Annotated in this window: 21 protein-coding genes; 16 read left to right on the top strand and 5 right to left on the bottom strand. The window is 63.6% G+C overall.

All coding sequences use genetic code 11. The features are described 5' to 3' along the window. Positions 1-5: 5 nt before the first annotated feature. The 3 genes from J2Y63_RS00740 to J2Y63_RS00750 form a co-directional block, all read right to left on the bottom strand. Positions 6-953 carry an ABC transporter permease gene (locus J2Y63_RS00740; protein WP_435264474.1) on the bottom strand — a complete coding sequence of 316 codons (948 nt, stop codon included), beginning with the start codon at positions 951-953 and terminating at the stop codon, positions 6-8. Further along, positions 943-1,932, bottom strand: coding sequence for an ABC transporter permease (locus J2Y63_RS00745; protein ID WP_435264475.1), 990 nt, complete (start codon positions 1,930-1,932; stop codon positions 943-945). Before J2Y63_RS00745 ends, J2Y63_RS00740 begins: the two co-directional genes overlap by 11 nt. Positions 1,933-2,006: 74 nt before the next feature. Continuing rightward, complete coding sequence (locus J2Y63_RS00750; RefSeq protein WP_435264476.1) at positions 2,007-3,584, bottom strand: ABC transporter substrate-binding protein; 1,578 nt, start codon at positions 3,582-3,584, stop codon at positions 2,007-2,009. 342 nt (positions 3,585-3,926) lie between these two features. Here J2Y63_RS00750 and J2Y63_RS00755 point away from each other — a divergent pair, with 342 nt between their 5' ends. Next, positions 3,927-5,114: an ROK family transcriptional regulator gene (locus J2Y63_RS00755; protein ID WP_435264477.1), complete on the top strand. Its 1,188-nt coding sequence runs from the start codon at positions 3,927-3,929 to the stop codon at positions 5,112-5,114. 82 nt (positions 5,115-5,196) lie between these two features. Then, positions 5,197-6,030, top strand: coding sequence for a PIG-L deacetylase family protein (locus J2Y63_RS00760; RefSeq protein WP_435264478.1), 834 nt, complete (start codon positions 5,197-5,199; stop codon positions 6,028-6,030). A 9-nt stretch (positions 6,031-6,039) separates the two neighbouring features. Here J2Y63_RS00760 and J2Y63_RS00765 read toward each other — a convergent pair whose 3' ends face one another. After that, positions 6,040-6,657: a TetR/AcrR family transcriptional regulator gene (locus J2Y63_RS00765; protein WP_435264479.1), complete on the bottom strand. Its 618-nt coding sequence runs from the start codon at positions 6,655-6,657 to the stop codon at positions 6,040-6,042. Positions 6,658-6,775: 118 nt separating this feature from the next. On the opposite strand from J2Y63_RS00765, the gene J2Y63_RS00770 reads away from it, so the two are divergent. Then, positions 6,776-7,528 (top strand): SDR family oxidoreductase, encoded by a 753-nt coding sequence (locus tag J2Y63_RS00770; RefSeq protein ID WP_435264480.1) that lies wholly within the window; start codon positions 6,776-6,778, stop codon positions 7,526-7,528. Between the two features lie 94 nt (positions 7,529-7,622). Here J2Y63_RS00770 and J2Y63_RS00775 read toward each other — a convergent pair whose 3' ends face one another. Beyond that, positions 7,623-8,459, bottom strand: coding sequence for an IclR family transcriptional regulator (locus J2Y63_RS00775; RefSeq protein ID WP_435264481.1), 837 nt, complete (start codon positions 8,457-8,459; stop codon positions 7,623-7,625). 76 nt (positions 8,460-8,535) lie between these two features. Between J2Y63_RS00775 and J2Y63_RS00780 the strand changes: the two genes are divergently transcribed. The 13 genes from J2Y63_RS00780 to J2Y63_RS00840 all read left to right on the top strand — a co-directional run bounded on the left by J2Y63_RS00780 (position 8,536) and on the right by J2Y63_RS00840 (position 22,278). After that, complete coding sequence (locus tag J2Y63_RS00780) at positions 8,536-9,465, top strand: alpha/beta fold hydrolase (protein WP_435264482.1); 930 nt, start codon at positions 8,536-8,538, stop codon at positions 9,463-9,465. Further along, entirely contained in the window at positions 9,443-10,288 is an 846-nt protein-coding gene (locus tag J2Y63_RS00785) for a MaoC/PaaZ C-terminal domain-containing protein (protein WP_435264483.1), read from the top strand. The genes J2Y63_RS00780 and J2Y63_RS00785 overlap by 23 nt, the downstream gene beginning before the upstream one ends. 66 nt (positions 10,289-10,354) lie before the next feature. Further along, positions 10,355-11,527 carry an acyl-CoA dehydrogenase family protein gene (locus J2Y63_RS00790; RefSeq protein ID WP_435264484.1) on the top strand — a complete coding sequence of 391 codons (1,173 nt, stop codon included), beginning with the start codon at positions 10,355-10,357 and terminating at the stop codon, positions 11,525-11,527. After that, positions 11,524-12,321, top strand: coding sequence for an enoyl-CoA hydratase/isomerase family protein (locus J2Y63_RS00795; RefSeq protein WP_256115118.1), 798 nt, complete (start codon positions 11,524-11,526; stop codon positions 12,319-12,321). The genes J2Y63_RS00790 and J2Y63_RS00795 overlap by 4 nt, the downstream gene beginning before the upstream one ends. Before the next feature lie 23 nt (positions 12,322-12,344). Further along, complete coding sequence (locus J2Y63_RS00800) at positions 12,345-13,328, top strand: Bug family tripartite tricarboxylate transporter substrate binding protein (RefSeq protein WP_435264485.1); 984 nt, start codon at positions 12,345-12,347, stop codon at positions 13,326-13,328. Positions 13,329-13,333: 5 nt separating this feature from the next. Then, positions 13,334-15,412 (top strand): acetate--CoA ligase family protein, encoded by a 2,079-nt coding sequence (locus tag J2Y63_RS00805; protein WP_435264486.1) that lies wholly within the window; start codon positions 13,334-13,336, stop codon positions 15,410-15,412. Further along, positions 15,375-16,400 (top strand): Bug family tripartite tricarboxylate transporter substrate binding protein, encoded by a 1,026-nt coding sequence (locus J2Y63_RS00810; protein WP_435264487.1) that lies wholly within the window; start codon positions 15,375-15,377, stop codon positions 16,398-16,400. Before J2Y63_RS00805 ends, J2Y63_RS00810 begins: the two co-directional genes overlap by 38 nt. Positions 16,401-16,412: 12 nt before the next feature. After that, a complete protein-coding gene (locus tag J2Y63_RS00815) occupies positions 16,413-17,813 on the top strand; it encodes an MmgE/PrpD family protein (protein ID WP_435264488.1) in 1,401 nt (466 codons plus the stop codon). 14 nt (positions 17,814-17,827) lie between these two features. Next, positions 17,828-18,214 (top strand): Zn-ribbon domain-containing OB-fold protein, encoded by a 387-nt coding sequence (locus J2Y63_RS00820; protein ID WP_435264489.1) that lies wholly within the window; start codon positions 17,828-17,830, stop codon positions 18,212-18,214. After that, on the top strand, positions 18,211-19,365 hold the full coding sequence (locus J2Y63_RS00825) for a thiolase (protein WP_435264490.1): 1,155 nt from the start codon (positions 18,211-18,213) through the stop codon (positions 19,363-19,365). Before J2Y63_RS00820 ends, J2Y63_RS00825 begins: the two co-directional genes overlap by 4 nt. A gap of 12 nt (positions 19,366-19,377) precedes the next feature. After that, entirely contained in the window at positions 19,378-20,280 is a 903-nt protein-coding gene (locus J2Y63_RS00830) for an SDR family NAD(P)-dependent oxidoreductase (protein WP_435264491.1), read from the top strand. A 32-nt stretch (positions 20,281-20,312) separates the two neighbouring features. Further along, the gene (locus J2Y63_RS00835) at positions 20,313-20,768 is read left to right on the top strand and encodes a tripartite tricarboxylate transporter TctB family protein (RefSeq protein ID WP_435264492.1); all 456 of its coding nucleotides are present in this window, start codon (positions 20,313-20,315) and stop codon (positions 20,766-20,768) included. Between the two features lies 1 nt (position 20,769). Continuing rightward, positions 20,770-22,278: a tripartite tricarboxylate transporter permease gene (locus J2Y63_RS00840; RefSeq protein WP_256115108.1), complete on the top strand. Its 1,509-nt coding sequence runs from the start codon at positions 20,770-20,772 to the stop codon at positions 22,276-22,278. The last annotated feature ends 7 nt before the right edge of the window (positions 22,279-22,285 follow it).

Raw genomic sequence — 22,285 nt, forward strand, 5'->3', positions numbered from 1 at the left:
CGAGCCTATTTCAATTTCGGGTTGAGGGCGTCGCGCAGCCAGTCACCGAGCAGGTTGACGGCGAGGATGATCAGCGTCAGTTGAAGGGCGGGGAACAGCACGATCCACCAGGTGCCCGAGAAGAAATACTGGTTTCCCAGCCGGATCAGCGTTCCAAGCGACGGCTGCGCGCTGGGCATGCCCACGCCGAGAAACGACAGTGTCGCTTCCGCCAGGATCGCCAGCCCGAGGTTGAGCGTTCCCGTCACCAGAGCCGGCGTCATGACATTCGGCAGGATGTGCTTGAGGATGATGCGCCGCCGCGGCACGTTGATGATGCGCGCGGCCATGACATATTCCTTGCGCGCCTCGACCATCGTTACCGCGCGCACCATGCGGGCATAGACCACCCAACTGGTGAGCGAGAGGGCGAGCACGAGGATCAGCGGGGCGAAGGTGTCGCGATACTCGACCGGCAGCAGCCCGCGAAAGATCGCGCTGACGAGGATGGCGACGAGCAGTGTCGGGATCGACATGACGGCATCGGCAAGCCGCATCAGAAGATTGTCGAGTGCACCGCCGATGTAGCCGGCCAGCAGCCCGACGAGCACGCCGATCGTCATCGACACGGCGACGCTGGCCACGCCGATGACAAGCGAGATGCGCGATCCGTAGACGATGGCCGAAAGAACGTCCCGGCCCTGCATGTCGGTGCCGAGCACATAGGGCATCGCCCCGCCTTCCGACCAGACGGGCGGGAGGTTCGCCTTGTCCAGGAAGAGCTGCATGATGTCGAACGGGTTCTGCGGCATCAGCACGCCGGCGAAGATCGACGTGAAGGCGATGACCAGGAGAACCGTCGCCGACACCACGGCCAAGGGGCTGTTGCGGAAATTCCAGGCGAGATCGGAATCCCACAGCCGGGCGACATGGACGCGCAGGGTCTCGCGTTCGACCTTGGGTTCAACGGACATTGCTGCCTCCAATCGCCGTGGCGCCCATGCGCGGATCGACAACGACATAGATCAGGTCGGTGATGAGGTTGATCAGGATGAAGATGCAGCAGACGATCATGAGGTAGGCCGCCATGACCGGGATATCGACGTACTGGACCGATTGCACGAAGAGGAAACCCATTCCCGGCCACTGGAAGACGATCTCGGTGACGAGTGCGAAAGCGATGAGGTCGCCGATCAGCATGCCCGTGATGGTGACCACGGGCATCAGACAGTTGCGAAGGCCATGGCGGAAATAGATGGCGCGTGCCCGCAGTCCCCGTGCCCGGGCGAAGCGGATGAAATCCGTTCGAAGGACTTCAAGCATTTCCGACGTCACCAGCCGCATGATGAAGGAGATCTGGAACAGGGCGAGCGAGATTGCCGGCATGATCAGGGCGTAGCGCCCGCTGCTCGTCAGCAGCCCCGTGGTCCAGAAGCCGAGATCCACCACCTCGCCGCGCCCGAAGGCGGGCAGGACCTGAAGCTCGATGGAGAAGGCCAGGATCAGCAATATGCCGATCACGAAGGCGGGCACCGATACGCCGATCATCGAGATGATATGCGCCACGCGGACTATGAAGGAGCCGCCATTGATCGCCGCGAAGACCCCGAGCGGCAGCCCGATGAGCAGGGCGGCGATGGAGGAGACCATCACAAGCTCGAAGGTCGCGGGGAAGCGTTCCGCAATCACCCCCATCACGGGCAGCTGGTTTCGGTAGCTCATGCCGAAGTCGCCCTGAACGGCATTGGCGACGAATTTCACGAACTGCACCGGCACCGGATCGTTCAGGCCGAGGCGCTGCGTGAGCGCATCACGCTCTTCCTGCGTCGCCTGCGGGTTCAGCATCAACTGCACCGGATCGCCGAGGAACTTGAAGATCGTGAAGGCGAGCAGGGCCACGAAAAGGAGAACGACGACGGCATTGGCCAGTCGCTTGAGGACGAGAAGCAGCATCCGTGATTTCCCGATGTAATTGCATGATGTCCACGCCGCCGCGCGCAATGGCACGCGGCGGCGTGGTCAGGGCGCTATTCGGCCATGTGGGTCAGCCAGTGACGCGCTTTGTTGTCGGACAGCTGAAGCACATCCTTGACGTTCGACCCGACCGCCCAGGCCATGGGCTGCTGGTGAACGGGAATGAACATCGACAGGTCGTTGGCGCGTTGCAGCGCCTTGGACTGAAGCGCGAGCCGGGCGGTGCGGTCGATGGTGCGGCCGGCCTCGTCGATCAGCCCGTCGATCTCGGCGTCCTTCCAAGCACCCCAGTTAAAGACGCCGGCATTGCCCGTCTTGGAATGGACGACCTGGACCAGGATGGAATAGCTGTCGAGCATCGGTTCATTGGCCCAGCCAAGCGTGCCGACGTCGAATTGCAGCGTGTCGAACTTGGCATCCTGGATGGTCGTCGGTCCGACATTGAGGTTGGGCCGAAGGCCGACGCGCGCCCACATGGCGGAGACCGCCTGGCAGATCTGCTCCTCGTTCACGAATTCCGTGTTCCTGCACAGGAAGGAGAACGAGAAGCCGTTCGGATAGCCGGCTTCCGCGAGCAGCGCCTTGGCCTTGTCGGGATCGTAGCTCAGGCGCTTGTCGAGCTCGGGCACGTAGCCGGGAATGGCCGGAGCGACCAGCGAGCCGGTCGTGCGCGACAGGCCGCTCATGACGACTTTCTGGATCGCGTCCGCATCGATCGCGTGATACAGCGCCTGGCGCACCTTGATATCCTGCAACGGGTTCTTGTCCGTGACATCGGATTCGAACGCCTTGGGAGACTGGTTCATGACCAGGAAGATCGTGCGCAGTTCGTTGTTCGAGAGCACCTTGACGTTCGACGATGCCTGCAAGCGGGGAATATCCTGCAGCGGCGCCTGGTTCGTGAAGTCGATCTCGCCCGAGATCAGGGCGGCCACGCGCGTCGCCGGCGAGGTGATCGGCGTCATGACGATACGGTCGATATTGTGCTGCCGCTTATCCCACCAGTCCGGGTTGACGTCGAAGACGGTTTCGACGTCCGGCTTGCGGGAAATGAACTTGAACGGGCCGGTGCCATTTGCATGGCTGGTGGCATAGCCCTCCACGCCCTTGGCCACGTCGGTGGGCGCCTCCGCCTTGTTGGTCACCAGCCAGCCTTGGTCAAAGATGTGGATGTTGGTGAGGTCGTTCAGCAGAAGCGGATAGTTTTCGGTGACATGGATATCGACGGTATGGTCGTCGATCTTTTCCGAGCTCACATAGGCCGGCAGGTTTCCGCGAAGGGGCGACGTCTGGTCGCTCACCCGCTTCAGCGAGGCAAGCACGTCGTCGGCGGTGAAGTCCGCGCCATCATGGAACTTCACGCCCTTGCGCAGATGAAACCGCCAGACCGTCGGGCTGACGACTTCCCATTTTTCGGCCAAAGCCGGCTCGATCTGCAACGTCGCGTCATAGCGCACGAGGCCTTCATAGACGTGGTTCAGAACGGAGAGCGTGAACGTATCCCCGTACGAATACGGATCCATGGATACGATGTCGCGCTGAGGCGCCCACCGCATCGTGGCGGCGATAGCGGGTGCCGCCATCGCTGTCGTGAGCGCAAGCGCCATCGCTGCTGATTTTATAGTCAACATTCCCACCTCCTGTTTGACAGTTAGTCTGTCTTGACGTTCCCGGTTTTTGTGTTTGCCCGCATCGCGGGGTGAATGGGCTGCCGTATGCGTTCAGCGCCAGTTCACAATTTAGTGTCATGAGGAATGTATGAAATGTCAACGCTACTTTGTATAATTTTTTTGTATGCAATTATTGCAAATAAAACGCGAATACACCCTCCGCTATACATCCGTAAGCGGAGTCATTTCTTGAAAATGGGTATCGGTCGGGCGTGTTGCCGAGGGCCTGGAAGGTGCCTTGACAACCTCGCAAGGGGAGTCGTATCAGACTGTTAGGAAAGTTACCAGACGGTTTGTGTGAAAATGGATGTTCTTGCCGGCAGCCCCCGCGTGTTGCGAACGCTCAACGAAAAAGCCGTGCTGGAAAGGCTGCTTTCGGCAGGCCCCCTGACCCGTACGGAACTCGAAGCCTTCACCGGCCTTTCGAAGCCGGCGATGTTCGAATTGCTGCGGCGGCTGGAGGCGGCCGGGCTGATCTACCGGGACGGTGAAAAGGCCGGCACGTCCGGCCCGAAGGCCGGCCTCTGGTCGATCGAACCGACATCGAGCTTCGTCGTTGGCATCGATGTCACGCGCCACGGCATCAATGCCGCGCTGGCCGATTTGACAGGCAAAACCATTGCCACGGCCTACCGGGCCTGCGAGCCGGACGAGCGCTACGACGCGCATGACCGGCTGTTCAACGTCGTCGAGGAATTGACGCAGCAGGCCGCCGTTCAACCCGGGGCGATCGACCAGTTTGTCGTGGGCCTGCCTGGCATCGTCGACATCGAACACGGCAATCTCCGCAAGGGCCAGCAACTGCCGAACTGGGAAGGCTTCCATATCGCCGATGCCATCAGCGAGTGGATCGGCCATGGCCATGTGCTGATCGAAAATGACGTCAACCTGGCTGCCCTGGAGGAAATGTCGTCCGGTGTGGCGCGGGGCATCCAGTCCTTCATCCTGTTTTGGATGGGCGATGGGGTGGGCGCGGGCGTTGTGATCGATGGCAAGCTCCTGCGCGGTACGACCGGCGCGGCGGGCGAGCTGGGCGGTATCGTCGTCGCGCGCCGGACCGACGGTTCGCACCCCGATGGCATGGCGCCGCTTGAGAACCTTCTCAGCCAGTCCGCAATCGAGGAATTGGCCGCGAGTTACGGTTTGACGGGCGCGGATTGTGTGGATGCCATCCGCAGGGCTGCCAAAGCCCACGAACATCCCGGCTTTTTTGCCGAGCTGGCGCAGCGCGTGACGGCGGGCCTTGCCGGTGCGATCGGAATTCTCGATCCGCAGATGGTGGTGCTGGGCGGCGTCATGGGCCGGGCAGCCGGCGCGCCCTTGGTGGAGCATGTCATCGAAAATCTCCGCCCGCTGATCGTCTCCCTGCCGGTGATCGTTCCGTCCGCCGTCAAGGAGAGCGGCGCGCGCGACGGCGCTGTCGCGCTGGCGCTGCGCCATGCGCGCGAGCGTCTTTTTTCCGGGGGCAGCGCCGCACGCGGGCAGCCGTAAACATCCCCCTCATCAGTCAAGCGATCGCCCGAGCGGTTCGGGAACGGTTCTTTGCGCCCATTCATTTTCCAGGAGTTTCAGAATGTCTTATCCCCTCAAGGTCATCGTCGTCGTCGCGCATCCCGATGAGGCGGAGCTCTACACCGGCGGCACGACGGCCCGACTGGCGCGCGCCGGCGCGGCGGTAAAATATCTGTCGCTCACCAATGGTGACGCGGGGCATCACCAGGTTTCACGCAAACCCCTGCGCCGCCGAAGGGCGAACGAGGCCTATGCGGCGGCACGCCATCTGGGTGTGCTGGACTACGAAATCCTGAATATCCACGACGGCGAACTGATGCCCGACGCAGCCCTGCGCAGAGCCCTCATCGCATCGGTGCGGCGGTGGCAGGCCGATATCGTCATTACGTTCCATGACGATTGTCCCGGCCATACCGACAACCGCATGGCCGGGCGGGCGGTGCGCGAGGCCGCCGGGTTCTTTGCCAATGCCAATGTCGTGCCCGGCATGCCCGCACTTGCAAAGCCGCCCATCTGCCTCAAGATCACCGACCACTGGGCCATCGAAGCCCATCGCCATGATGTCGTTATCGGCGTGGATCCGTTTATCGACCAGAAACTGAAGGCGTGCGACGAACATGCCAGCCAGTTCTACGAATTCGCCCTCTACGAGCGGGGCATGCGCAACGACACGATCGCTCAATCGAGCTGGGAAGAGCGCCGCGCCTTCATCCTGAAAAACTGGGCGGAATTCATGTATGCCAGCCCGGATATGCTCACGGCGCTGGCCGCGCTCGACAGCGAAGCCGAAGCGCCGCGCTTCGCGGAGAGCTTTCAACTGGCCGACTACGGACGCGAGACGACGGCCGCGGACGTATATGATCTCCTGTGCACCGGCAGGCCGATCAAGGAATAGGCGCTGCTCCTATTTGTCGCCCGCGCCGCGCCGCATGCCGTCCAGCATCAGCCGCATCATATTGTCGGTAAAGTCTGTGCCGACGTCCGGCGCGGGATTGGAGAGGCTGGCGACCGCGCGCAGCAACTCGTTCGGCTTCAGGCCGTCTCGGATCTCGCCAGCCTCGACCGCCCTGTCGAGAAGCCCCTGCAGGGCGGGGCGCAGCTTTTTCTCGAAATAGGCGGGAAGGGCTTCATAGGCAGGGTCGCCGGAATGCAGCGCTGCGGCGAGACCCCGCTTGGCTGCGATGAACGCGACGTAACGGTTCATCCATTTGGCCAGCGCCTCGAAGGGCGCGTTGTCCTGCGAAAGCGTTGCGGCCGCATCGGCGCAGGCATCGATCTCGCGCCGGAACACCTCCTTGATGAGATCGGAGCGCTGTGGGAAGTGGCGGTAGAGCGTGCCGACGCCCACACCGGCTTCCTTCGCGATTTCCCGGACCGGTGCATCGACACCTGACTTCGAAAAGACCGCCATCGCCGCAACGAGAAGGTCGTCGATGTTGCGCCGCGCGTCGGCGCGCAGGTGCTTGCGGTCGGCGCCGTCACCATCCCCGAATGTGTTCGCAATTTCGGAACCGTCGTTCATCACAGTTTCCCACTTGTTAAACGGAACAACGTTCCATATATTCGGATCATGGTTCCGGTTACCTTTGTCTAAACCAACAGCGCGCGGTTGGCCATAGGAACAATCCAGGAGAACGAAAATGCACGACAAGCCAGTCGCCCTTGTCACGGGCGCCAATAAGGGTATTGGACGCCAGATCGCAAGGGAGCTTGCCGCCAAGGGCCTGACGGTCCTCGTGGGGAGCCGCGACCTTGCGAAAGGCGAGGAGGCGGCCGCCGACATTGCCGGTGACGCCATCGCCATCCAGCTCGATGTCACGAACGAGGCGTCCATCGCAGCCGCTGCCGAACGCATCCAAACGGAATTCGGCCGCCTCGACGTGCTTGTGAACAATGCGGGCATAGCCAGCACGGCGGAGCCCGGAACCTCCTTCGAGGAGCGCCTGAAGCAGAATGTCCCGAGCACGGCGTCCATGGACTATATCCGGGCAATCTACGAGACGAATGTCTTCGGCCTCATGGCCGTGACGAAGGCCATGCTGCCGCTCCTCCGGCAGGCGCCCGCCGGCCGGATCGTCAACCTCGGAAGCTCGTCCGGATCCCTCACGCTGAATGCAAACCCGACCTTCGAATACCGCCATGTCTTCGGCGCGGCATACAGCCCTTCCAAGGCCACCGTTCACGCCGTGACGCTGGCTTTCGCAATCGAGCTTGAGAACACCAACATCAAGGTCAACGCAGCATGCCCCGGCTTCACGGCCACCGATCTCAACGGTTTCCGCGGAACGCGCACGGTCGAGCAGGGCGCCCGGCAAGCCGTAAGGCTCGCCCTCCTCGGACCCGATGGTCCGACCGGCACGTTCTCGGACGAGGATGGTCCTGTGGCTTGGTAATGGGTGGGCGGGGCGAAAAGCCCCGCTTGCCTTTTTTGCGGCTTCGATACGTCGGAGGCACCGCATTAGGCGGTGCATCTGACGCCGAACCGAACTAGACGTATCCCTGCTCGGAAATGAGATCCGCGATCTGCTTGATCCGCTGGCGTAGGTGGTCCAGCAGCACGGTGGCCCGCTCTTCCGGAATGCGGGTGGCGATGGCGGTGATGCTCAGCCCGGCAAAGGGATGTCCCGTATGCCCGGTTATGGCCAGCGCCACCGTCTTGATCTCGGGCGTGTTGAGCACGTCCTGATAGATAAAGCCCTGTGCGCGGATCTTCTCGACAGTCGCCTGCACCGCCTCCGCGGACGTGTTGAAGGGCGTGTATCGATCGCGATTGTGTTCGATGATGGTCTCGGCCTCGCTTGCGCTGTGTGCTGCAAGAAGGGCAAGGCTGCCGGCGCCGATACCGAGCGGTCGCTTGCGGCCGACGTCGACCGTGCAGGTCCGGATCGGGTAGCTGCCCTCCTGGCGCTCGACGCAAATGCCGTCGAACCCCCTGCGCACGGTCAGGTAGACCGTGTCGCCCAAGTCCTCCGCGAGCGTCTTCATGGACGGGAGGCAGACGTCGCGAATATTGAAATGCGGGAAAGCCGTCGTGAAGAGCTCGAACAGCAGCGGGCCGAGATGGTAGCGGCGCGTCTCTGGGTTTCGCGAGAGGAATCCCACACTGTGCAAGGCGGTAACGATGCGATGCGCCGTCGGCTGCTCCAGCCGGGCGAGATCGGCCACCTCGCTGATCTTCATGCCAGCCGCATTATATGCCGCGACGATGCGCAGAAGGGCTGCGATCCTGACGGTTCCCTGGGCACCCTGCGGCGCCGCGACTTCGAGATATTTCTCCCAGCCCTTTCCCGAAGGAATGGCCGTGACGTCCTGATCTTTCAACATTTGGGTTGATTATCCGTGTCTCGCGATGTTAGGTATCAAAAAACCCATATAATGGAATATATGACGAAGGGCTGCCATGGTCAAGGATCGGCGCGTAATCATGAACCCTTCCGATGCGGCCGGGATAGGCCTGGTCTTTGATCGTTTTGCTCCCGACAGTGACGCACGCTTTGTCGGCGGAGAATCCGGGCGAGAGCATTCAGCGTTGTCTATCCACTATGTGGGCACAGCTGGGTGGAAAGATCAATCCTCCGGCTGCGTGCTGCTGCATGGCGGCAGCGGGGATTGGCGGCATTTCGGTGCAAACCTGGATCGGCTCGGGGAGCGCCTGGCCATCGTTGCTCCCGATCTTCCGGGGTTCGGTGCTTCGGATCTGCCGCCCGGCGAGGATCTGGCCGCCATTGCCGATCCGATCGCCGGCTTCGTCAAAGCCTTGCCGTGGCGCGACATCACATTGGTCGGTTTTTCTTTTGGGGCGCTGGTTGCCGCGGCAGTCGCGTTGAAATGCCGGCCGGCACGGTTGATGCTGGTCAGCCCGGCGGGTTTTGGTGCGCATACACCCGAAATGGCCGACGCGCGCGAGGCTGCGGCGACGGCTGCCAAGGTGAGCGGCCTGCGGGCGGGGCTGGCGGTGAACCTTGAGCGGATCATGCTGAATCGATCTCCGTTCCTCGAAGACGAGCCGGTGCTGGCCATGATGGAGGAGATGCTGCGCGCCAACCGGATAAACGTGCGCCGGTTTTCGCGCCGTGAAATGATCGTCGATTACCTGCGGCTGGTCGATTGCCCTGTGCGCGTGCTTTTCGGCGCGTTCGATCCCTATCACGCCTCCGTTCTCCCGCAGCGCTATGCGGCAATCGCCGATGCCTGCCCTGGCGCCGAAGTCACGACCGTTCCCAACGCGGCGCATTGGCTGATGCTGGAAACCCCGGGCGCTTTCGAAGACGCATTGCTGCAATTCTGCCAGAAGGAAGTGAGGGACGATGATCGACTACGACCGTCTTAAGGCGCGGGTGTTTTCTCCGGTTTTCCAAGAGTATGCGCGTCGCGACACGATATTATACGGGCTTGGCCTCAACCTCGGCGCTGACCCGCTCGACGCCCACGCGCTGCGCTATGTGGCGGTCGATCCGCCCGCGGCGGAGCCGATGATGGCGACGACGTTGGCGCGCTTGGGACCATGGATGCGCGAGCCGGATGTCGGCATCGACTATCGCCGTACCATGGTGGGTGAAATGACGCTGCGTTTGCATGCGCCCTTGCCGCCGGAAGGGCGTGTCCGGGGGGATCATCGCGTCATCCGGATCACCGACAAGGGCGAAGGCCGCGGGGCTCTGGTGACGGTGCTGCGGGAACTGCGCGATGCCGGGACCGGGCAATTGCTGGCGGAATTCGAGCAACTGACCTTCTGCCGGGGCGAGGGTGGTTTCGCAAAGGACGGGAGGCACGATCCTATCCCGGAGGTTTCCGATGCCACACCGTGGCAGCCCGGTAGGCCGGCCGATTTCGAGATCGACCTGCCGACATCGCCCCAGCAGGCCCTGATCTACCGCCTGTCCGGCGACATGAACCCGCTGCATTCCGATCCCGATTCCGCACGGCGCGCAGGCTTCGCCCGTCCCGTCCTGCATGGGCTCGCCACGATAGGCATGGCGGGCCACGCCGTTGCGCGTGCGCTGGGCCGTCCGCTGACGGCAATTCGCGGCCGCCTGTCGGCCCCGGTTTTCCCCGGCGAGCGCCTTCGGCTGGAAGGTCTGCAAGTGGGTGCATTCCGCATAGTGAATGAAGAGGGCCGTGAAGTGCTCTCTAACGGATTTTATTCCATATAATGGATTGACATGTCGATTTTACGCCATTATTCATCGTTCAGAAACCACATAGTGGAGAATTGCTGGATGAACTTCTCTTTTACCGCCGAGCAGAACCTCTTTGCGGAATCGGTTCGGAACTTTGCGCTCAAGACCCTCAAGGACGGCGCTCTGGAGCGCGCGCATCTCGAAGAATTTCCCCGTGAAATGGCGCGGATGTTCTACGAGAAGGGTTTGATGGGCATCACGATGCCCGAGGCCGACGGCGGTCAGGGCGGCACCCTGATGGATGCGGTCATCGCGATCGAGCAGATCGCGCTGGTTTGCCCGCGCAGCGCCGACATCATCCAGGAAGGCAATTTCGGCGCCGTCCGGACCTTGGCGCAATATGCCAGCGCCGACCAGAAGGAGCGGTTCCTGAAGCCCGTTCTGGAAGGGCGCGAGATCATTGCCGTCGGCATGACGGAGCCTGATGCCGGTTCGGCGACCACCGACCTCAAGACGACCGCAACTCCGGATGGCGAGGGCTTCCGCATCAAGGGTTCGAAGGTATTCCCGAACCCACACGCCGATACCTACCTGGTCTATGTGCGTTTCGGGCCGGGCGTCGGTGGCATCGGCTCGGTCATGATCCGCCGCGACACGCCCGGCTTCTCGATGGGCAAGACGTCGCAATTCATGTCGGGTGCCGCCTGGGCGCCGCTGTTCTTCGACAATGTCTATGTTCCGCCGGAAGATGTGCTGCTTCCCGCCGGAGGCTTCAAGAAGCAGATTTCGGGCTTCAACGCCGAGCGCATCGGCAATGCCGCCCGCTCGCTGGCCTATGGCCGCTACTGCTTCAACGAGGCGCGGCGCTATGCGACCGAGCGCACCCAGTTCGGCCGCCCGCTTTGCGAGTTCCAGGGCCTGCAGTGGAAGTTCGCCGACATGAAGGTGGGGATCGAGGCGGCTCAGCTGCTGCTCTATCAGGCGGCAAGCAATGCCGACGACGGACTGCCCTCTTCGGACGAGACGACCATGGCCAAGCTGATGTGCAACCAGGTGGGCTTCAATGCGACCAATGAGGCGATCCAGATCATGGGGGGCCTCGGCTATTCGCGCGAGGCCCTGATCGAATATTGCTTCCGCCGTTCGCGGGGATGGATGATCGCCGGCGGTTCGCTGGAAATGCTGCGCAACCGCATGGCGGAATCGATCTTCGAGCGCCGCTTCCCGCAGCGCCCGCCCCGGGGCGAGCCCAAGGGGGAGAGCGCGCAGTGAACCTGGCTTTCCCTTCATCCGGCGAGGTGCTGGTGTCACAAAAGTCCGAGGGCGTTGTCGAGGTTCGTCTCAACCGTCCCGACAAGCTCAATGCGCTCACCGATGACATGTATGCGGCCTTGACCGACCTCTTCGGACGTTTCCACGAGGATGCAGCGGTCCGAGCGGTCATCCTGACCGGCGAGGGCCGGGGCTTCTGCTCCGGTTCGGACATCGGCGGCATGTTGAAGGTCGGCGGTTCCGCCTCGCGGGCACGTCTGCAACGCCGCCATGCGGCGGTCCGGGCGATTTATGACTGTGAAAAGCCGGTCGTCGCGGCGGTGCGTGGGCCTGTCACGGGCATTGGTTTTTCAGTGGCGATGGCCTGCGATTTCATCGTGGCCTCCGACACGGCCTATTTCCAGCAGGCTTTCCGCAACATTGCGCTCGTTCCCGACGGCGGCTCGATCTTCTTTCTCGGCCAGCGGCTCGGCATCGGGCGCGCCAAGGATCTGGTGATGTCCGCCCGCAAACTGTCGGCGGCCGAGGCGCTCGATTGGGGGCTGGCCTCGCGCCTGGCCGCCGATGGCGATCTCGAAACGACGGCGCTGGAACTGGCCGAGGATCTCGCACGGGCGCCCACCTACATGCTGGGGCTCTCCAAGAAGATGTTTGCGGCGGCGTGCAGCCCGTCGCTGGAGACCGTGCTCGAAATCGAGAGCTATGCGGCAAGCGTCGCGCGCTCGTCCGCCGATCACCGCGAGGGCGTCGCGGCGTTCCGGGAAAAGCGGCAGCCGAACTTCACCGGCGAATAGAACAGTCTGGGAGGACTTTTGACATGACATTTCTTCGCAATCTGGGTGTTGCAGCCTGTGTCTCGGGATGGGTCCTGGCCGGGCCGGCCTATGCGCAGGACGCCTCTGCCTGGCCGGAGCACGAGATCGTCTTCATCGTTCCCTATGCGGCCGGCGGACCGACCGATATTCTGGCGCGCCTCGTCGGCCAGAAGCTCCAGGAGCAGTTCGGCCAGAGCGTCATCATCGAGAACAAGCCGGGCGGCAACGGGTCGATTGGCGCCGTCGCTGCCGCGCGGGCCGAGGCGGATGGCTACACAATCTATCTCGGTGGTATCTCCACCATGTCCGTCGCACCGGCGCTGAGTGCGGAGCTTCCCTATGACCCGAACGCCGACTTCGCGCCCGTCTCGCTGCTGTCGCGGCAATCCGTCCTGCTCATGGCCTCTCCGGATTTTCCCGCCAAGACCCTCGCGGACTATATCGCGGCGGCAAAGGCCGATCCGGGCGGCGTGAGTTACGCTACGTCCGGCAACGGCACGTCGGGCCACATGGCGGCGGAGCTGTTCCAGCTCGCGGCCGGGGTCAAGCTCAATCACATTCCCTACAAGGGCTCGTCCCCGGCGCTGAACGATCTGATGGGCAGCCAGGTCAACTCTATGTTCGGCACCATGCTGGCGGCCGTACCCAATGTGCGCTCGGGTGCGATCAAGGCCATCGCGGTCAGCGGCGAGACGCGATCCGCCGCACTGCCCGATGTGCCGACATTCGCCGAGCAGGGGCTGAGCGACTACGAGCCGGGCTCCTGGAACGGCATCTACGTGCCAGATGGCACGCCGCCCGACGTGATCAGCAAGCTGAATGCCGCGATCGCCGTGGCACTTGAATCCAAGGACCTTGCCGAAAAGCTTGCGGTGGACGGTTCGGTGCCGGCGCATTCCACGCCGGAAGCGCTTGCCGACCTCATGCGTGCCGAACAGGCCAAATGGAAAGTCGTGGTCGAGAATTCCGGGGCCACGATCCAATGAATGGGATGAAAGACATTGCGCGGCCGTCGCTCGGCGATTGCATGTTCCGGCCGCGCGCGGTGGCCCTGATCGGAGCCTCCGCCGATCCGGCCAAGAACAATGCACGGCCGCAGCGCTACCTGACGGAAGCCGGCTTTGCGGGAAAGATCGTTCCGATCAATCCGGGGCGCAGCGAGATCATGGGATTGCCGTGTTATCCCGATCTTCAGTCCGTGCCGTTCGACATCGATCATGCCTTCATCATGGTTCCGGCCGCCGCAATCGAGGATGTGATCGACCAATGCGGCCGCAAGGGCGTGCCTGTGGTCACCATCTTTACCGCGGGCTTTGCCGAGCTCGGCGAGGAAGGACTAGCGTTGCAAAAGCGCATGGTCGAGCGTGCCCGCGCCGCCAATGTCCGCATTCTCGGGCCGAACTGCATCGGCCTCATCAATGTGCAAGGCAGGCTGCCGTTGACCGCGAATGCTGCCGTGCAGGAGGAAAAGCTGCGCCCCGGCCCGGTTTCGGTCGTCTCGCAGAGCGGCAGCATGCTGGGCAGCATGCTCACCCGTGCGGCGGTGCGCGGCATCGGCTTTTCCAAGATGATCTCCATCGGCAACGAGGCCGATCTTTCGGTCGGCGAGATGGTCTCGCTCCTTGCGCAGGACGAGGACACCAAGGTCATCCTGCTGTTTCTGGAGACGATCCGCGATGGCGCAGCCCTCGCAAGCGCTGCTCGCGAGGCCTTTGCCGCCGGCAAGGCGGTGATCGCCTACAAGCTCGGCCGTTCGGCCCTGGGCCGGCAGGTCGCCGCCTCGCATACGGGGGCGATGGTCGGCGCCGACGAACTGGCGCAAGCCTTCTTCCGCGCCAATGGCATTCTGCGCGTGGAGACACTCGAAGCCCTGATCGAACTGCCGCGTCTCATCGAGGGGCACCATCCGCCCGAGGGACGGCGTGTCGGCATGATGACCGCGACCGGCGGTGCGGCGGCGATGATCGTTGACCGGCTGGGCCTCTACGGCGACACGGTGCCGGAGCCGCCGGAAGATTTTCGCGCGCGGCTTGTAGGCGAGGGGATCGAGATTTCGGACTCTCCCTTGATCGATCTGCCGATGGGGTCGAGCGGCGGCGGGCGCTATACGCGCATCCTTTCGGAACTCATCGCCTCGGACCATTGTGATGCGGTCGTGTCGGTCATGGGCTCGTCGGCGCGCTCCAATCCGCAGATGATCTGCGAGCGGGTGCTGAACGCGAAGATCGGCGCCAAACCGCTTGCTGTGTTCCTGGCGCCGCAGGCCGATGAGGGGCTGCGCATCCTGCATGAGGCCGGCATCGCCGGTTTCCGCACGCCGGAAAGCTGCGCCGACGCGGTCCACGCCTATCTCAACTGGCACAAGCCCGCGGTTGCCCCGGACCTGCAAGAGGCGGAACTGGCCGAAGCGCGGCGCATCGTGGCCGGGACCATCGACTGGGACGAAGTCAAGGCCAGCGCGCTGTTTGCGGCGCTCGGCGTCCCGGTTGCCGAAAGCCGGGTGATCACGGCCGCAGGCGGCGCGGTGGAGCCGGTCTCCGGCCCGGCGGCGGTGAAATGCCTTTCGCCCGACATCCTGCACAAGTCCGATGCCGGGCTGGTGGCGCTGGGCGTCTCGCCCGAGGCGGTGGCCGGCGTGGCCGGCGACATCCTCCACAAGGCCCGTGCGGCCTTCCCCGATGCGCGCCTGGAAGGCGTGCTGGTCCAGAAGATGGAGGCCGGCCTTGCCGAGGTCATCCTTGGCTACCGCAAGGACCCGGAAGTCGGTCCGGTGGTCGTGCTCGGCATGGGCGGCATCACCGCGGAATTGCGGCCGAGCATTTCGGTCCGCATCGCGCCCGTCGATGCCGCAACCGCGCAGGAAATGATCGCCGAAGTGCCGGAACTCAGAAAACTGGCGGGGTTCCGCCATTTGCCGAAGGGGGATCTTGCGGCATTGGCCGAAGCGATCGCCCGCTTTTCGCGGCTTGCCGTGGTGGGAGGAGACATCACGGAGGCCGAAATCAATCCATTGATCATCAGGGAGGAAAATCATGGTGTCGTTGCAGTCGATGGGCTTGTCGCCCGCTGAAGGAACATATCGCCGTAGAAGCGTCCTTATCGCAGGCCTGGTGCTCGGCCTCGGCCTTGCCGCCGGGCCAGTGCCGGCCCTGGCGCAGGAATATCCGGATCGCGTGATCCAGGTGATTGTGCCTTTCCCGCCGGGTGGCGGCACAGACACGGTTTCGCGCGCCGTCTCCGATTTGATGGGGCGCGACCTGGGCCAGCCGCTGATCGTCGAAAACCGCGGTGGGGCCAATGGCGCCATCGGCACGCAAATGGCCGCCGCGGCTGAACCCGATGGTTATACGCTCTATATCGGCAATCTTGGGACGATGGCGATCACGCCGAATCTCGATCCCAATGTGAAATACGATCCTTTGAAGAATTTCGTCGCGATCACCCAGATCAACGCGTCGTCCACGGTTCTGGTGGTCAACCCGAAGCTCGGCATCAAGACCTTCGAGGAGTTCGTCGCCTATGCGAAGGCCAATCCGGGCAAGCTGAACTACGCGTCCAGCTCGCCGGCAACCATACTGCCGATGGAAATGCTGAAGCAGATGGCGGGCCTCGATCTGGTCCACATTCCCTACAAGGGCTCCGGCCCGGCCATGACCGACATTCTCGCCGGCCATGTCGACGTGATGTTCGGCGGCGCGCTTGCCACCGTTCCACACGTCAAGAGCGGCGCGCTGATCGGCCTTGCGGTCGCGGGATCGACGCGCACCAAGGTGCTGCCGGACCTGCCGACGGTCGCCGAAAGCGGCTACCCGGACTTCGCCGCCGACTCTTGGAACGGCATTTTCGCGCCCGCCGGCACGTCTCCCGAAATCATCGCCAAGCTCAACAAGGCAGCGGTCGTTGCCCTGAAGGACCCGGACGTGGCTGCTCGCATGGAAAACGAAGGCGCGGTCGTGATCGCGAATTCGGCCGAGGACTTTGCGGCCTATGTGGCTGCGGAACACGCCAAGTGGAAAACCGTGATCGCGGCGCTGCCCGGCGATATCAAGCTGGACTGATGGAGAGCGGACATGGCGTTGCCAGTTGAAAATGCCGCCGTCGCGGCCGGAGCGGACAGCCTCAGCGGCATCCTGGCGCGCCATGTCGCGCACATCGATTGCGTCGATCTGGACGGAGCGGTGATCCATGCCTTCCGGCGGGCCATGGTGGATTATTTCGCCTGCGCCTTTGCCGGCGCGGACATGCCCGTCACGCAGGCGCTTCATGCGTGGGCTGCGGCGGAGGGCGGACGCACGGTCGCGTCGGTCATCGGAAAGCCGACCCGGCTTCCGGCGGCACAGGCGGCCTTCGTCAACGGGGCGGCCGCGCACGCTCTCGATTTCGACGACGGTCACACCCGCGGCTCCGCCCATCCGGGCGGGGTGATCTTTTCCGCCGCGCTTGCCGTGGCGGAAAAGCGCGGCGCTACGGCAAGCGAGCTGATTGCCGGCGTGGTTGCCGGTTACGACGTGATGCTGCGCATCGCCTCGACCATGCACCCCGCTTCGGCGCGACAGGGCTGGCACAACACGGCGGTTGCCGGCGTGTTCGGCGCGAGCGCTGCGGCCGGCCGCATCGCCGGTCTTTCGCCAGAGCAGCTGCGCGACGCGTTGGGACTGGCGGCAAGCTTCGCCGGCGGGCTCCGCCAGTACCTGTCCGATGGTGCCGAGGTGAAGCGTCTCCATCCCGGCAAGGCGGCACGGGATGGCATCGTTTGCGCCGAGCTCGCGCAGGCGGGCATTTCCGGTGCCATCGAATGCCTCGAAGGGGCCGATGGCCTGTTCCGGGCCATGGTGGACAGGCGGATCGACCATGACGCGCTTCTGGCCGGGCTGGGGCAGGATTTCCTGATCAGCGCGGCCTATTTCAAGCCCTATCCCTGCTGCCGGCATTTCCACGCCGCTATCGATGCGACGCTGGCCTTGCGGGCCGAGGAGCGGTTGGAATCCGGCGAGGTCTCAGAAATCGACATCGGCCTCTACCAAGTCGGCGCCCATGGCCACGATCACCGCACGGCAAACAACCTGCTCGAAGCCCAGATGAGTGCCCCCTGCGCGGTCGTCGGGGCCTTGATCCACGGTCGTCTCAATGCGGCCGACTTCGAGCCCTCGGCCTTCGTCGGAAGCGAACCGCAGCGCCTCTTGCAGGCAACGCGCGTCCATGTCGATGACGACTGCGAGCGTCTCTATCCCAAGGTGCGCAGCGGTGTAGTCACCATTGTTCTGAAGGATGGGCGCCGCCTCGAACGCCGCGTTCTCAATCCGCGGGGCGAGACCGCCAATCCGCTGACGGACGACGACCTCAGCCGGAAGTTCACCGACAACGTGCCGGGTCGCATCGGCGACGAGAAGGCCGCACGGCTCCTTGAGCGCATCTGGGCGATGGATCGTGGAAGCGATCTCTCTGGCTTCTTTTCGTTGCTGGCCCCATGAAGGACGAAACGCATTTGACACAGCACAATCTCGCACAGTCCCCGTACGGGCGCTTCCTGGAACATGCCGCGCGCGGCGAGTTGGCCTTTCAGCGTGACGCGACGGGCAAGGCTTTTTTCCCCCCGCGTCTCGTCTCGCCGAAGGACGGCTCCGATCCCGTCTGGGCCGTTTCGACCGGGGTGGGCACCATCCATTCGCTGACGCTGGTGCGCCACAAGGGCGAGCCGCCCGTTGCGCTGGCGATGATCGATCTCGACGAGGGCTTTCGCCTCATGAGCCAGGTCGACAGCGATGATGCCGAAAGCCTGCATATCGGCGACAGGGTGCAGGTTGCCTTTCGCCCGCTGGCTGACGGACAACGGCCCATGCCCGTCTTCAAACCCACGGAGAAGAGCGCATGACCCGTGCGAAACGCGGCAGCGTCGCCGTCGTCGGCGCGGCGGAATCCGACCTCGGCCGGGTTGCCGACCATATGACGCCGATCGACCTGATGGCGCAGGCGGTGCAGTGCGCATTGGCCGATTGCGGCTTGCGGCTGCAGGATGTGGACGGGTTTTTTGCCGCGACCTCGCAGGTGCGCATGGCGCCGCTGGCTCTGGCGGAATATCTCGGCATCCGCCCCGCCTATTTCGACGGCACTAATATCGGCGGCTCGTCGTTCATGTCGCACCTCGCCCATGCCCATGCGGCGATCGAGGCCGGGCTTTGCTCGGTCGCGGTCATCGCCTATGGCAGCACGCAACGCTCCGTCAGCCGAGCCGCGGCCTCGCCACGCGAATACAATGCCTGGGAAACGCCCTACCGCCCGATCCTGCCGACCTCGGCTTATGCCCTTTCGGCGGCACGGCACATGCATCTTTACGGCACCACCCGCGAGCAGCTCGCCGAGGTGGCGGTGGCCGCGCGGCAATGGGCGCTCATGAACCCCAAGGCCTGGGAGAAGGAGCCGCTGACGATCGACGACGTGCTTTCGGCACGCATGATCAGCGATCCCCTGACCGTGCGCGACTGTTGCCTTGTCACCGATGGCGGCGGAGCGCTTGTGCTGGTCTCGGCAGAAAAAGCCCAGGACCTAAACGTCGCTCCGATCTACGTGCTGGGCCATGGCGAGACGCTGAGCCATGCCTCGATCTCGTCGATGGAGGACCTGACCGTGACCGGGGCGGCGCTGTCGGGACCTCAAGCCTTTGCTATGGCCGGGGCGACGCCCGCCGATATGGACGTCACGATCCTCTACGACGCCTTCACCATCACGCCGATCCTGTTCCTCGAAGACCTCGGCTATTGCCCGAAGGGGGAGGGCGGACGGTTCGTGACGGGCGGAGCGATCGCACCGGGCGGTACTTTCGCCCTCAACACCAATGGCGGCGGCCTCTCCTACTGCCATCCCGGCATGTACGGCATGCTCGGCATGATCGAGGCCGTGCAGCAGTTGCGCGGCCGGAGCGGCGCACGGCAGGTCTCCGGTGCGAAGATGGCGCTGGCCCATGGCAATGGCGGGGTTCTCTCCAGCCAGTGCACCGTCATCTTCGGCACGGCCGATACAGTCTAGGAAGGAACGAACATGCTTGAAGGCAAGGTCGCCGTCGTCACTGGAGCGGGGCGCGGAATAGGACGGGACATCGCGCTGACCATGGCGCGCGAAGGCGCGAAGGTCGTCGTCAACGACCTCGGCGTGCAACTCGACGGGACCGACGGTGCCGTCAATCCGGCCGAGGATGTCGTCGCCGAAATCCGCGCGGCCGGAGGCCAGGCCCTGGCGAATTCTGATAGCGTCGCCGCCTGGGAGAGTGCGCAGCGCGTGGTCGAAAGTGCCATGGACGCCTTCGGGCGCATCGATTGCGTGGTCAACAATGCCGGTATCCTGCGCGACGTGATGTTCCACAAGATGCCGCCCGAGGACTGGGATCTGGTGATCCAGGTCATGCTGAACGGCGCCTTCTACATGAGCCGGGCCGCGATCCCACATTTTCGCGCGCAGGAAAGCGGCGCCTTCGTGCATATGATCTCGGCCTCCGGCCTTGCCGGCAACTATGGCCAGGTGGCCTATGCCGCCGCAAAGGCCGGCATGGTGGGCCTGTCGAAATCCATCGCCATCGACGCGAAGAAATACAACGTGCGCTCCAATTGCGTTGCACCTTCAGCCTGGACGCGGATGACGAATTCGATCCCCGAAACTGAAGCGAACAAGGCCCGGATCGCCCAGCGCAAGCAGGTGACGCCGGACAAGAATGCACCGCTGGTGGCCTATCTCGCCAGCGACCAGGCGAAGGACGTGAACGGCCAGATTTTCGCGACCCGCATGAATGAGATTTTCCTGATGGGGCAGTCGCGGCCGATCCGCAGCATTCACCGCAGCGAGGGATGGACGCCCGAGACGGTTGCCCACCATGCGATCCCCGCGCTCAAGGCCAACTTCTATCCCATCGACCGGAACCAGGACGTTTTCTGCTGGGATCCGGTCTGAACTGAACCGAGCGACAAGCGAGGGAGGAAAAAATGAAACAGAAGAGAGGGAACGTTGACGTCGAAAGCGGCGTCTTCTTCACGGTGACGGGGCTGGTCACCATGCTGCTGTCGATACACTATTCGTTCGGTTCGGCCGCCCGCATGGGACCGGGCTTTTTCCCGATCATTCTCAGCGCCATGCTGACGGTGCTCGGCCTTGCCATCCTCGTCTCGGGCCTGCGCGACCGCAAGCCCGTGGCGCCGGCGCCGTTCGATGTGAAGAGCGTCGTGATCATCTGCACGGCCGTCGTGCTTTTCGGCCTGCTGTTGATGCGGGCGGGGCTGCTGATCACCGTGCCGCTGACGGTCTTCGTGGCCTCCTTCGCCCAGCACGAGATGAAATGGAAACAAACGCTTGTGATCGCCTTGGCACTGACGGCCTTCACCTGGCTGGTGTTCATCGCGGGGCTCGATCTTCGTATTCCCCTGCTGCCGAGGTTTGTCTGAAATGGAAATCCTGTCACATCTGGCGCTGGGTTTTTCCGTCGCCCTTTCGTTCGAGAACCTGCTGTACTGCATGTTCGGCGTCATCGTCGGCACGGCGATCGGCGTGCTGCCGGGGCTCGGGCCGCTCGCGACCATCGCGATGCTCCTGCCGCTCACCTACACCCTGGAGCCGACCTCCGCCCTGATCATGCTGTCGGGCATCTACTATGGTGCCCAATATGGCGGCTCGACCACCGCCATCCTGGTCAACCTGCCGGGGGAATCCGCCTCAGTCGTCACCTGTCTCGACGGCCACAAGATGGCGTTGAACGGGCGGGCAGGTTCCGCACTTGCCATCGCCGCACTCGGCTCGTTCTTTGCCGGAACGGTTGGAACCGCGCTCATCGCCGGCTTCGCGCCGGTGCTCGCAACCTTCGCCTTCAATTTCGGCCCCGCCGAGTATTTTGCGCTGATGGTTCTGGGCCTGGTGGCGGCCGTCACGCTGGCGCATGGCTCGCTGTTGAAGGCGCTCGCCATGGTGGTTTTCGGCCTCGTCCTCGGCTGCATCGGCATCGATGTGAACAGCGGCGTGGCTCGGCTGGACTTCGGCTTCCTGGAACTCGCCGACGGCATCGAGTTCGTGGCCATCGCCATGGGCGTGTTCGCCTTCACCGACATCATCGTGAACTGGCGCAAGAAGCAGCAGGAGCCCGTTCTGGCGGCGAAGGTGACTTCGCTCATGCCGAGCCGCGAGGAGTTCAAGGAAAGCTGGCCCGCCGCCATTCGCGGAACGGCGCTCGGTTGTGTGCTCGGCCTGCTGCCGGGCGGCGGCGCGACCCTGTCGTCCTTCGCCTCCTACACGATCGAAAAGCGCGTTTCGCGCCACCCGGAAAGGTTCGGGCATGGCGCGCCGGCAGGCGTCGCCGGCCCAGAATCGGCAAACAATGCCGGCTCGCAATCCTCCTTCATCCCGATGCTGACGCTCGGCATTCCCTCCAACGGCGTCATGGCGCTGATGATCGGCGCGATGATGATCCATGACATCGTGCCCGGGCCGCAGATCATGACGGAGAACGCCCCGATGTTTTGGGGGCTCGTCGTCTCGATGTGGATCGGCAACCTGATGCTGCTGGTGCTGAACCTGCCGATGGTCGGGATCTGGGTGAAGCTCCTGCGCGTCAAGTATGACGTGCTGGCGCCGCTGATCCTGATCTTCTGCCTGATCGGCCTCTACAGCATCCACAACCAGTCCTTCGAGATCTACCTTGCCGCAATCTTTGCCGTTGTCGGCTATCTCTTCAAGCGCATGAACTGCGAGCCGGCGCCTTTGCTTCTGGGTTTCATCCTCGGGCCGATGATGGAGGAGAACCTGCGACGGGCGCTGCTCCTGTCGCGCGGCAGCGCGATGACCTTCATCGAGCGGCCCATCTCGGCCGGCCTGCTGGTTGTGTCCGCCCTGATCCTCGCGGTAGTCCTGTCGCCGGCGCTGCGGCGCAAGCGCGAGGAAGTCTTTGCAGAGGAGGAGGCATGAGGTCCGC

It is taken from the genome of Shinella sp. BE166 (genome assembly GCF_051201095.1).
Classification (GTDB): Bacteria; Pseudomonadota; Alphaproteobacteria; order Rhizobiales; family Rhizobiaceae; genus Shinella; species Shinella lacus.

Coding starts and splice junctions, on each gene's coding strand:
- J2Y63_RS00740 (WP_435264474.1), bottom strand. CDS start 953: ATGTCCGTTGAACCCAAGGTCGAACGCGAGACCCTGCGCGTCCATGTC.
- J2Y63_RS00745 (WP_435264475.1), bottom strand. CDS start 1,932: ATGCTGCTTCTCGTCCTCAAGCGACTGGCCAATGCCGTCGTCGTTCTC.
- J2Y63_RS00750 (WP_435264476.1), bottom strand. CDS start 3,584: ATGTTGACTATAAAATCAGCAGCGATGGCGCTTGCGCTCACGACAGCG.
- J2Y63_RS00755 (WP_435264477.1), top strand. CDS start 3,927: ATGGATGTTCTTGCCGGCAGCCCCCGCGTGTTGCGAACGCTCAACGAA.
- J2Y63_RS00760 (WP_435264478.1), top strand. CDS start 5,197: ATGTCTTATCCCCTCAAGGTCATCGTCGTCGTCGCGCATCCCGATGAG.
- J2Y63_RS00765 (WP_435264479.1), bottom strand. CDS start 6,657: ATGAACGACGGTTCCGAAATTGCGAACACATTCGGGGATGGTGACGGC.
- J2Y63_RS00770 (WP_435264480.1), top strand. CDS start 6,776: ATGCACGACAAGCCAGTCGCCCTTGTCACGGGCGCCAATAAGGGTATT.
- J2Y63_RS00775 (WP_435264481.1), bottom strand. CDS start 8,459: ATGTTGAAAGATCAGGACGTCACGGCCATTCCTTCGGGAAAGGGCTGG.
- J2Y63_RS00780 (WP_435264482.1), top strand. CDS start 8,536: ATGGTCAAGGATCGGCGCGTAATCATGAACCCTTCCGATGCGGCCGGG.
- J2Y63_RS00785 (WP_435264483.1), top strand. CDS start 9,443: ATGATCGACTACGACCGTCTTAAGGCGCGGGTGTTTTCTCCGGTTTTC.
- J2Y63_RS00790 (WP_435264484.1), top strand. CDS start 10,355: ATGAACTTCTCTTTTACCGCCGAGCAGAACCTCTTTGCGGAATCGGTT.
- J2Y63_RS00800 (WP_435264485.1), top strand. CDS start 12,345: ATGACATTTCTTCGCAATCTGGGTGTTGCAGCCTGTGTCTCGGGATGG.
- J2Y63_RS00805 (WP_435264486.1), top strand. CDS start 13,334: ATGAAAGACATTGCGCGGCCGTCGCTCGGCGATTGCATGTTCCGGCCG.
- J2Y63_RS00810 (WP_435264487.1), top strand. CDS start 15,375: ATGGTGTCGTTGCAGTCGATGGGCTTGTCGCCCGCTGAAGGAACATAT.
- J2Y63_RS00815 (WP_435264488.1), top strand. CDS start 16,413: ATGGCGTTGCCAGTTGAAAATGCCGCCGTCGCGGCCGGAGCGGACAGC.
- J2Y63_RS00825 (WP_435264490.1), top strand. CDS start 18,211: ATGACCCGTGCGAAACGCGGCAGCGTCGCCGTCGTCGGCGCGGCGGAA.
- J2Y63_RS00830 (WP_435264491.1), top strand. CDS start 19,378: ATGCTTGAAGGCAAGGTCGCCGTCGTCACTGGAGCGGGGCGCGGAATA.
- J2Y63_RS00835 (WP_435264492.1), top strand. CDS start 20,313: ATGAAACAGAAGAGAGGGAACGTTGACGTCGAAAGCGGCGTCTTCTTC.
- J2Y63_RS00840 (WP_256115108.1), top strand. CDS start 20,770: ATGGAAATCCTGTCACATCTGGCGCTGGGTTTTTCCGTCGCCCTTTCG.